Source organism: Enterobacter sp. fkY84-1 (genome assembly GCF_052974705.1).
Genome location: NZ_CP169393.1, coordinates 4,283,248 through 4,296,557 on the forward strand (window position 1 = coordinate 4,283,248; position 13,310 = coordinate 4,296,557).

The following is a 13,310-nucleotide window of genomic DNA, read 5'->3' on the forward strand; positions in this document are numbered from 1 at the left end:
CTGTCTTTACTCCCGTGATTCAATTGGTAATTACCAGCTAGCCTTTTTCAAGCCTGGCACTTCACCGCGCATGGCGGCTTCACGCAGTTTGATACGGCTCAACCCAAACTTGCCCACATAACCATGTGGACGACCTGTTTGACGACAGCGGTTACGCTGACGAGACGGGCTGGAATCACGCGGCAGAGACTGCAGCTTGAGAACCGCATTCCAACGATCTTCGTCGGAAGCGTTCACATCAGAAATGATCGCTTTCAGTTCAGCGCGTTTAGCGAAGAATTTATCAGCTAAAGCTACGCGCTTTACTTCGCGTGCTTTCATTGATTGCTTAGCCATTCAGTAACCCTACCTTACTTGCGGAACGGGAAGTCAAAGGCAGCCAGCAGAGCACGGCCTTCTTCGTCAGATTTCGCAGTAGTGGTAATGGTAATATCCAAACCACGCACGCGGTCGACTTTATCGTAGTCGATTTCTGGGAAGATGATCTGCTCACGGACACCCATGCTGTAGTTACCACGACCGTCGAAAGACTTAGCGGACAAGCCACGGAAGTCACGGATACGTGGAACAGCAATAGTGATCAGGCGCTCAAAGAACTCCCACATGCGTTCGCCACGCAGAGTTACTTTACAGCCGATCGGATAGCCCTGACGGATTTTGAAGCCTGCAACAGATTTGCGTGCTTTGGTGATCAGCGGTTTTTGACCGGAGATTGCTGTCAGGTCAGCTGCTGCGTTATCCAGCAGTTTCTTGTCAGCGATCGCTTCACCAACACCCATGTTCAGGGTGATCTTCTCGACCCGAGGGACTTGCATGACAGAATTGTAGTTAAACTCGGTCATGAGTTTCTTAACTACTTCGTCTTTGTAGTAATCATGCAGTTTCGCCATCGTACTACTCCAAATTACTTGATAGTTTCGCTGTTAGACTTGAAGAAACGGACTTTTTTACCGTCTTCGAATCTAAAGCCTACACGGTCAGCCTTGCCGGTAGCCGCATTGAAGATTGCAACGTTAGAAACCTGAATAGCAGCTTCTTTTTCAACGATGCCACCTGGTTGGTTCAGGGCCGGAACCGGCTTCTGATGTTTCTTAACCAGGTTGATACCTTCAACGACAAGTTTGCCGGAAGACAGAACATTTTTTACTTTACCGCGTTTACCTTTATCTTTACCGGTTAACACGATAACTTCGTCATCACGACGGATTTTCGCTGCCATGATTCGCTCCTTAGAGTACTTCTGGTGCCAGAGAGATAATTTTCATGAACTTCTCAGTACGAAGTTCACGAGTTACCGGCCCAAAGATACGCGTGCCGATAGGCTGCTCGCTGTTATTGTTTAAAATAACGCATGCATTACCATCGAAGCGAATGACAGAACCGTCAGGGCGACGAACACCCTTCTTGGTGCGCACCACTACCGCCTTCAGCACATCACCTTTTTTGACCTTACCACGTGGAATTGCTTCTTTGATGGTGATCTTGATGATGTCGCCTACGCCTGCGTAGCGACGGTGCGAGCCACCCAGAACCTTGATACACATTACGCGACGTGCACCGGAGTTGTCGGCGACGTTCAGCATAGTCTGTTCTTGGATCATTTTAGTGCTCCGCTAATGTCAACTACTACCTGAGACTCTAAAATCAGAGCCGTTAAAAAGCCCCATATCGAGGGCGCGGCATTATAACACCGCTTCTGCAATATGGGTAGAAAAAATAAACGGCTCATCGCTGAGCCGTTTATTCGTATTGAGAAGGCGTACTGTATTACAGAACCGCTTTCTCTACAACGCGAACCAGCGTCCAGGACTTAGTCTTGGACAGTGGACGGCATTCACGGATTTCAACCTTGTCGCCGATACCACATTCGTTGTTCTCGTCATGTACGTGCAGTTTGGTCGTACGCTTGATGAATTTACCGTAGATCGGGTGTTTCACAATACGTTCGATAGCTACAACAATGGATTTCTCCATTTTGTCGCTAACAACACGACCTTGCAGAGTACGGATTTTATCGGTCATTACGCACCCGCCTTCTGAGTCAGTAAAGTCTTAACGCGTGCAACATTGCGACGCACTTGCTTCAGCAGGTGAGTCTGTTGCAGCTGGCCACTTGCAGCCTGCATACGCAGGTTGAACTGCTCACGCAGCAGGTTCAGCAGCTCAGCGTTCAGCTCTTCAACGCTTTTTTCACGCAGCTCTTTTGCTTTCATTACATCACCGTCTTAGTTACAAAGGTGGTTTTGATAGGCAGTTTCGCTGCTGCCAGGCCGAAGGCTTCACGGGCCAGCTCTTCCGGAACACCGTCCATTTCATACAGGACTTTGCCCGGTTGGATCAAGGCAACCCAGTACTCCACGTTACCTTTACCTTTACCCATACGAACTTCCAGCGGCTTCTCGGTGATCGGTTTGTCCGGGAATACACGGATCCAGATCTTACCTTGACGCTTAACTGCACGGGTCATTGCACGACGTGCTGCTTCGATCTGACGTGCAGTCAGACGACCACGGCCAACAGCTTTCAGACCGAAAGTGCCGAAGCTAACATCCGTACCCTGCGCCAGACCACGGTTGCGGCCTTTGTGCACTTTACGGAATTTTGTACGCTTTGGTTGTAACATCAGCGACGCTCCTTATTTACGGCCTTTACGCTGCTGCTTTTTAGGTTGAGCAGCCGGTTTTTCCGGTTGTTCAACAGCAGCCATACCACCCAGGATCTCACCTTTGAAGATCCATACCTTAACGCCGATTACACCGTAAGTGGTGTGCGCTTCAGAGGTGTTGTAGTCGATGTCAGCACGCAGAGTGTGCAGCGGTACGCGACCTTCACGGTACCATTCGGTACGTGCGATTTCCGCGCCGCCCAGACGGCCGCTAACTTCAACTTTGATACCTTTAGCGCCCAGACGCATTGCGTTCTGTACAGCACGCTTCATAGCACGACGGAACATAACACGACGTTCCAGCTGAGAAGTGATGCTGTCAGCAACCAATTTAGCGTCCAGTTCAGGCTTACGAACTTCAGCGATATTGATCTGTGCAGGAACGCCAGCGATATCCGCTACGACCTTGCGCAGTTTTTCTACGTCTTCGCCTTTCTTACCGATAACGATGCCAGGACGAGCAGTGTGAATAGTCACACGGATGCTCTTCGCTGGACGCTCGATAACGATACGAGATACAGACGCTTTAGCCAGTTCCTTAGTCAGGTACTGACGTACTTTAAAATCGCTGTCCAGGTTGTCAGCGAATTCTTTGGTGTTCGCAAACCAGGTAGAGTTCCATGGTTTTACAATACCCAGGCGAATACCATTAGGATGTACTTTCTGACCCATTGCTAGTCTCCAGAGTCTCAGCGATCGGACACAACCACAGTAATGTGGCTGGTGCGCTTCAGGATGCGATCTGCACGACCTTTCGCACGCGGCATAATGCGCTTCATGCTTGGGCCTTCATCTACGAAAATTTTCGCGACTTTCAGATCGTCGATGTCAGCGCCATCGTTGTGTTCAGCGTTAGCAATGGCAGATTCCAGTACTTTCTTGACCAATACCGCAGCTTTCTTGTTGGTATAGGTCAGGATGTCCAGGGCCTGCGACACTTTCTTACCGCGAATCAGGTCAGCAACAAGGCGAACCTTCTGTGCAGAAGAACGAGCATGGCGATGTTGAGCTAAAGTTTCCATCTCTTCCTCCTACCTTATTTCTTCTTCGCTTTTTTATCAGCAGCGTGGCCGCGATAAGTACGAGTCGGTGCGAATTCACCCAGTTTGTGACCAACCATTTCGTCGGTAACAAAGACTGGAACGTGCTGACGACCATTATGGACAGCGATGGTCAAACCGATCATGTTAGGAAAGATCGTTGAACGACGGGACCAAGTGCGCAGGGGCTTCTTGTCTCCGCTTTCCACCGCTTTCTCTACCTTCTTCAGCAAGTGCAGGTCAATAAAAGGACCTTTCTTGAGAGAACGTGGCATGGCTTATCCTCTAAAATTATTTGCTACGGCGACGTACGATAAATTTATCAGTACGCTTGTTGCTGCGGGTCTTCTTACCTTTGGTCTGAACGCCCCACGGAGATACCGGGTGCTTACCAAAGTTACGACCTTCACCACCACCATGTGGGTGGTCGACTGGGTTCATCGCAGTACCGCGAACGGTAGGACGAACACCACGCCAGCGTGCAGCACCTGCTTTACCCAGAACGCGCAGCATATGCTCAGCATTGCCAACTTCGCCCAGAGTAGCGCGGCAGTCTGCTTCGACTTTACGCATTTCACCAGAACGCAGACGCAGGGTGACATAAGCACCATCACGCGCAACGATCTGAACGTAAGTACCCGCGGAACGCGCCAGCTGACCGCCTTTACCTGGTTTCATTTCTACGTTATGAACGGTAGAACCAACCGGGATATTGCGCATCGGCAGGGTGTTGCCTGCTTTGATTGCAGCATCAACGCCAGACTGAATCTGGTCGCCAGCTTTCAGGCCTTTAGGGGCCAGGATGTAACGGCGTTCGCCGTCTTTGTACAGAACCAGCGCGATGTTCGCGGAACGGTTCGGATCGTACTCAAGACGTTCAACAACTGCTGGGATACCGTCTTTGTTGCGTTTGAAGTCAACAATACGATAAGCCTGCTTGTGGCCACCACCGATGTGACGAGTGGTGATACGGCCATTGTTGTTACGACCACCGGATTTGCTGTTTTTTTCCAGCAACGGAGCAAAAGGTTTGCCCTTGTGCAGCTCAGGGTTAACCACTTTAACTACGTGGCGACGACCCGGAGATGTCGGTTTACATTTAACAACTGCCATTGTATTACTCCTCCGACTTACTCAGCGCCGCCAACGAAGTCCAGATTCTGGCCTTCTTTCAGGGTGACGTAAGCTTTTTTCCAGTCGCTACGACGACCGATACGCTGTCCGTGACGTTTAACTTTCCCTTTAACGACCAGGGTGTTAACGACTTCGACTTCGACTTCAAACAGTTTCTGCACAGCAGCTTTGATCTCTGCTTTGGTCGCGTCTTTAGCAACTTTGAGAACGATGGTGTTTGTTTTTTCCATCGCAGTAGACGCTTTTTCAGAAACGTGCGGTGCGCGAAGCACCTTCAGCAGACGTTCTTCACGAATCATGCCAGCATCTCCTCAACTTGCTTAACAGCATCAGCAGTCATTACGACTTTGTCGAAGGCGATCAGGCTAACCGGGTCGATACCAGTCGCATCGCGTACGTCAACCTTGTGCAGGTTACGTGCGGCCAGGAACAGGTTCTCGTCCAGCTCACCGGTGATGATCAGCACATCTTCCAGAGCCATGTCTTTCAGTTTCTGTGCCAGCAGCTTAGTTTTAGGCGCTTCAACAGAGAACTTCTCGACAACGATCAGACGATCCTGACGTACCAGTTCGGACAGGATGCTTTTCAGCGCGCCGCGGTACATCTTTTTGTTAACTTTTTGACTGTGGTCCTGTGGACGCGCAGCGAAGGTCACGCCACCTGAACGCCAGATCGGGCTCTTGATAGAACCTGAACGCGCACGGCCGGTACCTTTCTGGCGCCATGGCTTTTTGCCAGAACCAGTTACTTCAGCACGAGTCTTCTGAGCACGAGTACCCTGACGAGCACCAGCTGCATAAGCAACAACAACCTGGTGAACCAGCGCTTCGTTGAAATCACGACCGAAGGTAGTTTCGGAAACAGTCAGCGCGCTCTGCGCGTCTTTCAATACTAATTCCATTGCTATCCCCTTACGCCTTCACAGCTGGTTTAACGATCAGGTCGCTACCGGTTGCACCCGGGACCGCACCTTTAACCAGCAGCAGGTTGCGCTCAGCGTCAACACGTACTACGTCCAGGCTCTGAACGGTTACACGTTCGTTACCCAGCTGACCTGCCATTTTCTTGCCTTTGAACACTTTGCCCGGAGTCTGGTTCTGACCGATAGAACCCGGAACGCGGTGAGACAAGGAGTTACCGTGAGTAGCGTCCTGGGTACGGAAGTTCCAGCGCTTAACGGTACCAGCAAAACCTTTACCTTTAGAGGTACCGGTTACGTCAACTTTTTTAACGTCAGCAAACAGCTCAACGCTAATGTCCTGACCTACGGTGAACTCTTCGCCTTCAGCAAGGCGGAATTCCCACAGACCACGGCCAGCTTCTACGCCAGCTTTAGCGAAGTGACCCGCTTCTGGTTTGGTTACACGGTTAGCTTTTTTAGCACCAGTGGTAACCTGAATAGCGCGGTAGCCATCGTTAGCCAGATCTTTAACCTGAGTAACGCGGTTTGCTTCAACTTCGATTACGGTTACTGGGATAGAAACGCCATCTTCAGTGAAGATGCGGGTCATACCCACTTTTTTACCGACTAAACCAATCATTGTTTCAACCTCTCAATCGCTCGATGACCTGATTAACCCAGGCTGATCTGCACGTCTACACCGGCAGCCAGATCCAGACGCATCAGAGCATCAACGGTTTTCTCAGTTGGCTCAACGATGTCAACCAGACGCTTGTGAGTGCGGATTTCGTACTGATCGCGCGCGTCTTTGTTAACGTGCGGAGAGATCAGAACGGTGAAGCGCTCTTTGCGGGTCGGCAGCGGGATCGGACCACGGACTTGCGCACCAGTGCGCTTAGCAGTCTCGACGATTTCCGCGGTTGATTGATCGATCAGACGATGATCAAACGCTTTAAGGCGGATACGGATTCTTTGGTTCTGCATGAGACCAGAGCTCCAATTATTTTATAAACGAAAATGATTACTCCTCAAACCCATTACGATTGATGGGAGAGTGTAACCGTTCTTACGTAGCTCCCCAATTGGGAGCATTGTTGAGTAACAAAATGAGCTACTCTGGTTCTGATTGAACCCGCCGTCAATTACGACAAGCCCGCGCATTATACGTAAATCTGGGCAAGACGCAAGTGCCGTTTAGAAATTAAGCGCCAATGTCGCAGGGTGTGTAAGAGCGCGCAACGTTTTATGCAATGTATTCTGCGGCGATGCTTTGTTTCGAGCCGCTACGCATCTCCGTTTTTTGTGCATTGCCGGACAGGCCGATTATAACGACTATGCGCTCAAACCCGTTTGAGGCCTTTTAAATGCTGACCACCCTCCCCTTTCTGCTGATCTATCTTTTACTGACAGCCTTACTTGTAAATGCCGATATTCGCTACGGTCTGCTTCCCGATAAATTTCTCTGTCCGCTGCTATGGGCGGGGCTGCTCTTTCAGCTCTGTATCCAACCTGATTTTCTGCCGAGTGCGGTGGCGGGTGCGATGGCCGGATATATTGCCTTTGCCGTTATTTACTGGGGCTATTGGTTTATCTGCCGGCGTGAAGGGATGGGATATGGCGATGTGAAGTACCTGGCGGCGCTTGGTGCATGGCATGGCTGGTGCGTACTGCCTGCGCTGGCGTTGCTCGCGGCGCTGATGGCGCTTCTTTGTATTCTTGTTTTTTCGGTAATCCGCCCTGATAAGAAAGCAATAAAAAACCCGCTGCCTTTTGGGCCATTTCTGGCAGCAGCGGGTTTATGCGTAGGGTGGAAGACGTTGGTTATTCTTCCACTTTAATCTGTGACTGAAGATAGTTTTGCAGGCCGATTTTAGCAATGAGATCCAGCTCTGTTTCCAGCCAGTCAATATGCCCTTCTTCATCGGCCAGGATCTGGATCATCATATCTCGGCTGACGTAGTCATATACGCTGTCAGCATAGGCAATGGCTTCACGGAGATCTTTGGCACCTTCAAGTTCTAGCCTGAGGTCGGAACGCAGCATCTCTTCGACATCTTCTCCGATGCCCAGCTTGCCGAGATCCTGCAGGTTTGGAATGCCTTCAAGGAATAAAATACGCTCGATGTATTTATCAGCGTGTTTCATCTCATCGATAGATTCATGGTACTCAACGTCGTTTAAACGTTTGAGTCCCCAGTTTTTGAACATTCTCGCGTGAAGAAAATACTGGTTGATTGCGACAAGCTCATTTCCCAATAATTTATTGAGATAACTTATGATTTTAACATCACCTTTCATTATATAGTCCCTCCGCTTCCACTCATTGAAGCGTAGATCGGGCTACAGGGATGTCAAAAAAAAGATGGGCGCTTAGGCGATCTCTTTGTATTCCGGGATCTGCATCAGCTCGTCCTGCATGATCTCTCGCGCAGCACGTACGCATTTACCGCATTGATTTCCCACCGGAACAAATTTGCGAAGCTGCTGGAATGACTGGGGCTGAAACTGGCGAACGGCCTGACGTATTTTTTTGTCGCTTACACCATTACATAAACAAACGTACATAGAAACTCCCGTTCAAATTATGCGCAAAGTGTAAGTGAGAATGGTTATGATTACAATAGCACAAACGCCAGAATGCGGGGCGGGAGCAGGCAAAAAATGCGAAATTTTGTGACGACGCCTGAGCGGTAGAAAACAAAAAAGGACGCCGAAGCGTCCTTTTTTAATTCAGGGATAATTAATTAGCCCAGAACTTTAGCAACAACGCCCGCGCCAACGGTACGGCCGCCTTCACGGATTGCGAAACGCAGACCGTCGTCCATCGCGATTGGGTGGATCAGAGTCACAACCATCTTGATGTTGTCGCCTGGCATTACCATCTCAACGCCTTCTGGCAGTTCGATGGTACCGGTCACGTCAGTAGTACGGAAGTAGAACTGTGGACGGTAGCCTTTGAAGAACGGAGTATGACGGCCGCCTTCGTCTTTGGACAGGATGTACACTTCAGATTCGAACTTGGTGTGTGGCTTGATTGAGCCTGGCTTCGCCAGAACCTGACCACGTTCGATTTCTTCACGTTTGATACCACGCAGCAGAACACCAACGTTCTCACCAGCACGGCCTTCGTCCAGCAGTTTGCGGAACATTTCAACGCCAGTACAGGTAGACTTCGCAGTCTCTTTGATACCAACGATTTCAACTTCTTCACCAACTTTGATGATACCGCGCTCTACACGACCGGTAACAACGGTACCACGACCGGAGATGGAGAATACGTCTTCGATTGGCAGCAGGAATGGCTTGTCAATCGCACGCTCTGGTTCTGGGATGTAAGAATCCAGGAAGCCAGCCAGTTCGATGATTTTCGCTTCCCACTCAGCTTCGCCTTCCAGCGCTTTCAGAGCAGAACCACGAACGATTGGAGTATCGTCGCCTGGGAAATCGTACTGAGACAGCAGTTCACGAACTTCCATCTCTACCAGTTCCAGCAGCTCTTCGTCATCAACCATGTCGCATTTGTTCAGGAACACGATGATGAAAGGAACGCCTACCTGACGACCCAGCAGGATGTGCTCACGAGTCTGAGGCATTGGGCCGTCAGTCGCAGCAACAACCAGGATCGCGCCGTCCATCTGCGCAGCACCGGTGATCATGTTTTTAACATAGTCGGCGTGGCCTGGGCAGTCTACGTGTGCGTAGTGGCGAGTCGGGGTGTCGTATTCAACGTGGGAAGTGTTGATGGTGATACCACGAGCTTTTTCTTCTGGTGCGTTATCGATCTGGTCGAATGCACGAGCAGAACCACCGTAGGTTTTAGCCAGAACGGTAGTGATTGCAGCAGTCAGGGTAGTTTTACCATGGTCAACGTGGCCGATAGTACCAACGTTGACGTGCGGTTTTGTACGTTCAAATTTTTCTTTAGACACGGCTATATTCCTTACTATAGTGCTCTCCCCTGTGGAGAGAGCACGGGACTTAGGTTTTAATCCTGTGGATTACTTACCACGGGCTTCAATAACGGCCTGAGCAACGTTGTTAGGCGCATCATCATACTTCAGGAATTCCATGGTGTATGATGCACGACCTTTGGTCAGAGAACGCAGCTGAGTTGCATATCCGAACATTTCAGACAGCGGAACTTCAGCGTGGATCTTAACGCCAGTTACTTCGGATTCCTGACCACGCAGCATACCGCGACGACGGCTCAAGTCACCGATAACGTCACCGGTGTTCTCTTCAGGAGTTTCTACTTCAACCTTCATGATTGGCTCAAGCAGAACTGGTTTTGCTTTCTTAAAGCCTTCTTTAAAGGCAATAGACGCAGCCAGTTTAAACGCCAGTTCAGAGGAGTCAACGTCGTGGTAAGAACCGAAGTGCAGACGAACACCCATATCAACAACCGGATAGCCAGCCAGAGGGCCCGCTTTCAGCTGTTCCTGGATGCCTTTATCAACGGCTGGGATGTATTCGCCAGGAATTACACCACCTTTGATGTCGTTGATGAACTCGTAACCTTTCGGGTTAGAGCCCGGCTCCAGTGGGTACATGTCGATCACAACGTGACCGTACTGACCGCGACCACCAGACTGCTTAGCGTGTTTACCTTCAATGTCGGTAACTTTCGCGCGAATCGCTTCGCGGTAAGCAACCTGAGGTTTACCCACGTTCGCTTCAACGTTGAATTCACGCTTCATACGGTCAACGATGATGTCCAGGTGCAGTTCACCCATACCAGCGATGATGGTCTGGTTAGATTCTTCATCAGTCCATACGCGGAATGATGGGTCTTCTTTCGCCAGACGGCCCAGAGCCAGACCCATTTTTTCCTGGTCAGCTTTGGTTTTTGGTTCAACCGCGATGGAGATTACCGGCTCTGGGAATTCCATACGCTCCAGAATGATCGGGTGATCCGGGTCACACAGGGTGTCACCAGTGGTCACGTCTTTCAGACCGATAGCTGCAGCGATGTCGCCCGCACGAACTTCTTTGATCTCTTCACGTTTGTTAGCGTGCATCTGTACGATACGGCCAAAACGCTCACGCGCCGCTTTCACGGAGTTCAGGATGGTGTCACCGGAGTTAACCACACCAGAGTAAACGCGGAAGAAGGTCAGGTTACCCACGAATGGGTCGGTAGCAATTTTGAACGCCAGTGCAGAGAATGGCTCTTCGTCGCTTGCGTGACGCTCAGCCGGGGTATCTTTACCGTCGTCCAGGATGCCGTTGATCGCAGGAACATCAACTGGGGATGGCAGGTAGTCAACTACCGCATCCAGCATCGCCTGAACACCTTTGTTCTTGAACGCAGAACCACAGGTTACCAGGATGATTTCGTTGTTCAGAACGCGCTGACGCAGAGCTTTTTTGATCTCTTCTTCAGTCAGTTCTTCACCACCCAGGTATTTCTCCATCAGCTCTTCAGAAGCTTCAGCAGCGGATTCGATCAGGTTCTGGTGCCATTCGTCAGCCAGGTCCTGCATTGCAGCTGGGATATCTTCGTATTCGAAGGTAACGCCCTGGTCTGCATCGTTCCAGTTGATGGCTTTCATTTTCACCAGGTCGATAACGCCGGTGAAGCCTTCTTCAGCACCAATTGCCAGCTGCAGCGGAACAGGGTTCGCGCCCAGACGGGTTTTGATCTGACCAACAACTTTCAGGAAGTTAGCACCCATACGGTCCATTTTGTTAACGAACGCGATGCGTGGAACTTTATATTTGTTCGCCTGACGCCATACGGTTTCAGACTGTGGCTGAACACCACCAACTGCGCAATAAACCATTACCGCGCCGTCAAGAACACGCATGGAACGTTCTACTTCGATGGTGAAGTCAACGTGCCCTGGGGTGTCGATGATGTTTACGCGATGCGGTTCGTACTGCTTAGCCATACCTGACCAGAATGCAGTAGTCGCTGCGGAGGTGATAGTGATACCACGCTCCTGCTCCTGTTCCATCCAGTCCATGGTGGCTGCGCCGTCATGAACTTCACCGATTTTGTGGTTTACACCGGTGTAGAACAGAATACGTTCGGTAGTAGTGGTTTTACCGGCGTCGATGTGCGCACTGATACCGATGTTACGGTAGCGTGCGATGGGTGTTGTACGAGCCATTTGATTCCTCGTTTATATCTTTAGGCGTTCAGTTAAGTTACCCAGAGCGGGCGGCTTCTCTGAAGCGCCCGCCTGGTGACTAAGACTCCGAAGGGATTACCAACGGTAGTGTGCGAACGCCTTGTTGGCTTCTGCCATACGGTGAACGTCTTCACGTTTCTTAACTGCAGTACCTTTGTTGTCTGCAGCATCAGAAAGTTCGTTCGCCAGACGCAGAGCCATGGATTTATCACCGCGTTTACGAGCAGCTTCAACGATCCAACGCATTGCCAGGGCATTACGACGAACCGGACGAACTTCAACTGGAACCTGATAAGTAGAACCACCAACGCGGCGGGACTTAACTTCTACAGTTGGGCGAACGTTGTCGAGAGCGACTTCGAAAGCTTCCAGTTCATTTTTACCAGAACGCTGAGCCAGGGTCTCCAGCGCGCTGTATACGATTGCTTCTGCAGTAGATTTTTTACCATCTACCATCAGGATATTTACAAATTTTGCCAGCAGTTCTGATCCGAATTTCGGATCTGGAAGAATTTTACGCTGACCAATGACGCGACGACGTGGCATGGGAATACTCCGTTGTTAATTCAGGATTGTCCAAAACTCAAAGAGTTTAGTATGACATTAAGATAAATCAGTTTGGCCTTACTTAACGGAGAACCATTAAGCCTTAGGACGCTTCACGCCGTACTTGGAGCGAGCCTGCTTACGGTCTTTAACACCTGAGCAGTCCAGCGCACCACGAACGGTGTGGTAACGAACACCCGGAAGGTCTTTAACACGACCGCCACGGATCAGGATCACGGAGTGCTCCTGCAGGTTGTGACCTTCACCACCGATGTAGGAAGTCACTTCGAAACCGTTAGTCAAACGCACACGGCATACTTTACGCAGTGCGGAGTTTGGTTTTTTAGGAGTGGTGGTATATACACGAGTACATACACCACGTTTCTGCGGGCAGGCTTCCAGCGCAGGCACGTTGCTTTTCGCAACTTTGCGTGCACGTGGTTTGCGTACCAGCTGGTTAACTGTTGCCATTAAATAGCTCCTGGTTTTAGCTTTTGCTTCGTAAACACGTAATAAAACGACCTCATACAATATGAGGACGCGAAATTTTAGGGCTACGTCGAAAAGGTGTCAAGAAATATACAGCGATCTCAAATCACCAGTTCATTTGACTGGCGTGCGTCACAGTAAGATTGACGAAATCAGTATAGCCAACCACGTCAATTTTGGCTGAAATTTGACCAGAAAGACCCCGCGCATCCAGATCGTCTTTCAGCGCAGAAACTGTTATGGGGGCATTCGTGAGCATTTCAACGAAGCGGCTGCCTTCAAGTGCGGCAAGCACGCCGTCCTGAATCAGCAGCAGGTCATCACCGTCGCGCAGCATACTCAGTAACGCGTCGATATCACATTGCCATGGTGAATGGCTCAGAGTATGGAGCATGGCAGCC

Annotated in this window: 23 protein-coding genes; 1 reads left to right on the top strand and 22 read right to left on the bottom strand. The window is 50.3% G+C overall.

Translation table 11 applies throughout. From position 1 onward, the window contains the following. Positions 1-30: 30 nt before the first annotated feature. The 15 genes from rpsN to rpsJ all read right to left on the bottom strand — a co-directional run bounded on the left by rpsN (position 31) and on the right by rpsJ (position 6,724). Positions 31-336 carry a 30S ribosomal protein S14 gene (gene rpsN / locus ACEPLT_RS20500; RefSeq protein ID WP_003863291.1) on the bottom strand — a complete coding sequence of 102 codons (306 nt, stop codon included), beginning with the start codon at positions 334-336 and terminating at the stop codon, positions 31-33. Positions 337-350: 14 nt separating this feature from the next. After that, positions 351-890: a 50S ribosomal protein L5 gene (gene rplE, locus ACEPLT_RS20505; RefSeq protein ID WP_001096202.1), complete on the bottom strand. Its 540-nt coding sequence runs from the start codon at positions 888-890 to the stop codon at positions 351-353. A gap of 14 nt (positions 891-904) precedes the next feature. Continuing rightward, on the bottom strand, positions 905-1,219 hold the full coding sequence (gene rplX / locus ACEPLT_RS20510) for a 50S ribosomal protein L24 (protein ID WP_003863287.1): 315 nt from the start codon (positions 1,217-1,219) through the stop codon (positions 905-907). Positions 1,220-1,229: 10 nt separating this feature from the next. Further along, positions 1,230-1,601 carry a 50S ribosomal protein L14 gene (rplN, locus tag ACEPLT_RS20515; protein ID WP_002919748.1) on the bottom strand — a complete coding sequence of 124 codons (372 nt, stop codon included), beginning with the start codon at positions 1,599-1,601 and terminating at the stop codon, positions 1,230-1,232. A gap of 166 nt (positions 1,602-1,767) precedes the next feature. Further along, positions 1,768-2,022: a 30S ribosomal protein S17 gene (gene rpsQ / locus ACEPLT_RS20520; protein WP_008503489.1), complete on the bottom strand. Its 255-nt coding sequence runs from the start codon at positions 2,020-2,022 to the stop codon at positions 1,768-1,770. Continuing rightward, entirely contained in the window at positions 2,022-2,213 is a 192-nt protein-coding gene (gene rpmC / locus ACEPLT_RS20525) for a 50S ribosomal protein L29 (RefSeq protein ID WP_003863282.1), read from the bottom strand. The genes rpsQ and rpmC overlap by 1 nt, the downstream gene beginning before the upstream one ends. After that, entirely contained in the window at positions 2,213-2,623 is a 411-nt protein-coding gene (gene rplP, locus ACEPLT_RS20530) for a 50S ribosomal protein L16 (RefSeq protein ID WP_002919759.1), read from the bottom strand. Before rplP ends, rpmC begins: the two co-directional genes overlap by 1 nt. 12 nt (positions 2,624-2,635) lie before the next feature. Beyond that, positions 2,636-3,337 carry a 30S ribosomal protein S3 gene (rpsC, locus tag ACEPLT_RS20535; RefSeq protein WP_000529945.1) on the bottom strand — a complete coding sequence of 234 codons (702 nt, stop codon included), beginning with the start codon at positions 3,335-3,337 and terminating at the stop codon, positions 2,636-2,638. Positions 3,338-3,354: 17 nt separating this feature from the next. Beyond that, positions 3,355-3,687, bottom strand: coding sequence for a 50S ribosomal protein L22 (rplV, locus tag ACEPLT_RS20540; protein ID WP_002919773.1), 333 nt, complete (start codon positions 3,685-3,687; stop codon positions 3,355-3,357). 14 nt (positions 3,688-3,701) lie between these two features. Then, a complete protein-coding gene (rpsS, locus tag ACEPLT_RS20545; RefSeq protein ID WP_001138117.1) occupies positions 3,702-3,980 on the bottom strand; it encodes a 30S ribosomal protein S19 in 279 nt (92 codons plus the stop codon). A gap of 16 nt (positions 3,981-3,996) precedes the next feature. Then, positions 3,997-4,818, bottom strand: a complete 822-nt coding sequence (gene rplB, locus ACEPLT_RS20550; RefSeq protein ID WP_008457150.1) for a 50S ribosomal protein L2 — start codon at positions 4,816-4,818, stop codon at positions 3,997-3,999. A 17-nt stretch (positions 4,819-4,835) separates the two neighbouring features. Beyond that, a complete protein-coding gene (rplW, locus tag ACEPLT_RS20555; protein WP_000617546.1) occupies positions 4,836-5,138 on the bottom strand; it encodes a 50S ribosomal protein L23 in 303 nt (100 codons plus the stop codon). Continuing rightward, on the bottom strand, positions 5,135-5,740 hold the full coding sequence (gene rplD, locus ACEPLT_RS20560) for a 50S ribosomal protein L4 (protein ID WP_000424395.1): 606 nt from the start codon (positions 5,738-5,740) through the stop codon (positions 5,135-5,137). The genes rplW and rplD overlap by 4 nt, the downstream gene beginning before the upstream one ends. A gap of 10 nt (positions 5,741-5,750) precedes the next feature. Continuing rightward, complete coding sequence (rplC, locus tag ACEPLT_RS20565) at positions 5,751-6,380, bottom strand: 50S ribosomal protein L3 (RefSeq protein WP_003863274.1); 630 nt, start codon at positions 6,378-6,380, stop codon at positions 5,751-5,753. A gap of 32 nt (positions 6,381-6,412) precedes the next feature. Further along, entirely contained in the window at positions 6,413-6,724 is a 312-nt protein-coding gene (rpsJ, locus tag ACEPLT_RS20570; RefSeq protein ID WP_001181005.1) for a 30S ribosomal protein S10, read from the bottom strand. A 380-nt stretch (positions 6,725-7,104) separates the two neighbouring features. Between rpsJ and ACEPLT_RS20575 the strand changes: the two genes are divergently transcribed. Continuing rightward, a complete protein-coding gene (locus ACEPLT_RS20575) occupies positions 7,105-7,578 on the top strand; it encodes a prepilin peptidase (RefSeq protein ID WP_032655644.1) in 474 nt (157 codons plus the stop codon). Here ACEPLT_RS20575 and bfr read toward each other — a convergent pair. The 7 genes from bfr to tusB form a co-directional block, all read right to left on the bottom strand. Next, positions 7,562-8,038: a bacterioferritin gene (gene bfr / locus ACEPLT_RS20580; protein WP_063617109.1), complete on the bottom strand. Its 477-nt coding sequence runs from the start codon at positions 8,036-8,038 to the stop codon at positions 7,562-7,564. The two genes, ACEPLT_RS20575 and bfr, sit on opposite strands and share 17 nt — an antisense overlap. 72 nt (positions 8,039-8,110) lie before the next feature. Continuing rightward, positions 8,111-8,305, bottom strand: a complete 195-nt coding sequence (bfd, locus tag ACEPLT_RS20585; protein ID WP_008503493.1) for a bacterioferritin-associated ferredoxin — start codon at positions 8,303-8,305, stop codon at positions 8,111-8,113. A 179-nt stretch (positions 8,306-8,484) separates the two neighbouring features. Next, positions 8,485-9,669 (bottom strand): elongation factor Tu, encoded by a 1,185-nt coding sequence (tuf, locus tag ACEPLT_RS20590; protein WP_014068448.1) that lies wholly within the window; start codon positions 9,667-9,669, stop codon positions 8,485-8,487. Positions 9,670-9,738: 69 nt separating this feature from the next. Then, entirely contained in the window at positions 9,739-11,853 is a 2,115-nt protein-coding gene (gene fusA, locus ACEPLT_RS20595) for an elongation factor G (protein ID WP_008503004.1), read from the bottom strand. 96 nt (positions 11,854-11,949) lie between these two features. After that, positions 11,950-12,420: a 30S ribosomal protein S7 gene (gene rpsG, locus ACEPLT_RS20600; protein WP_004106370.1), complete on the bottom strand. Its 471-nt coding sequence runs from the start codon at positions 12,418-12,420 to the stop codon at positions 11,950-11,952. 96 nt (positions 12,421-12,516) lie between these two features. Continuing rightward, positions 12,517-12,891 (bottom strand): 30S ribosomal protein S12, encoded by a 375-nt coding sequence (rpsL, locus tag ACEPLT_RS20605; RefSeq protein ID WP_000246815.1) that lies wholly within the window; start codon positions 12,889-12,891, stop codon positions 12,517-12,519. A gap of 124 nt (positions 12,892-13,015) precedes the next feature. Further along, on the bottom strand, positions 13,016-13,303 hold the full coding sequence (gene tusB, locus ACEPLT_RS20610) for a sulfurtransferase complex subunit TusB (RefSeq protein WP_008503005.1): 288 nt from the start codon (positions 13,301-13,303) through the stop codon (positions 13,016-13,018). Positions 13,304-13,310 lie beyond the last annotated feature (7 nt).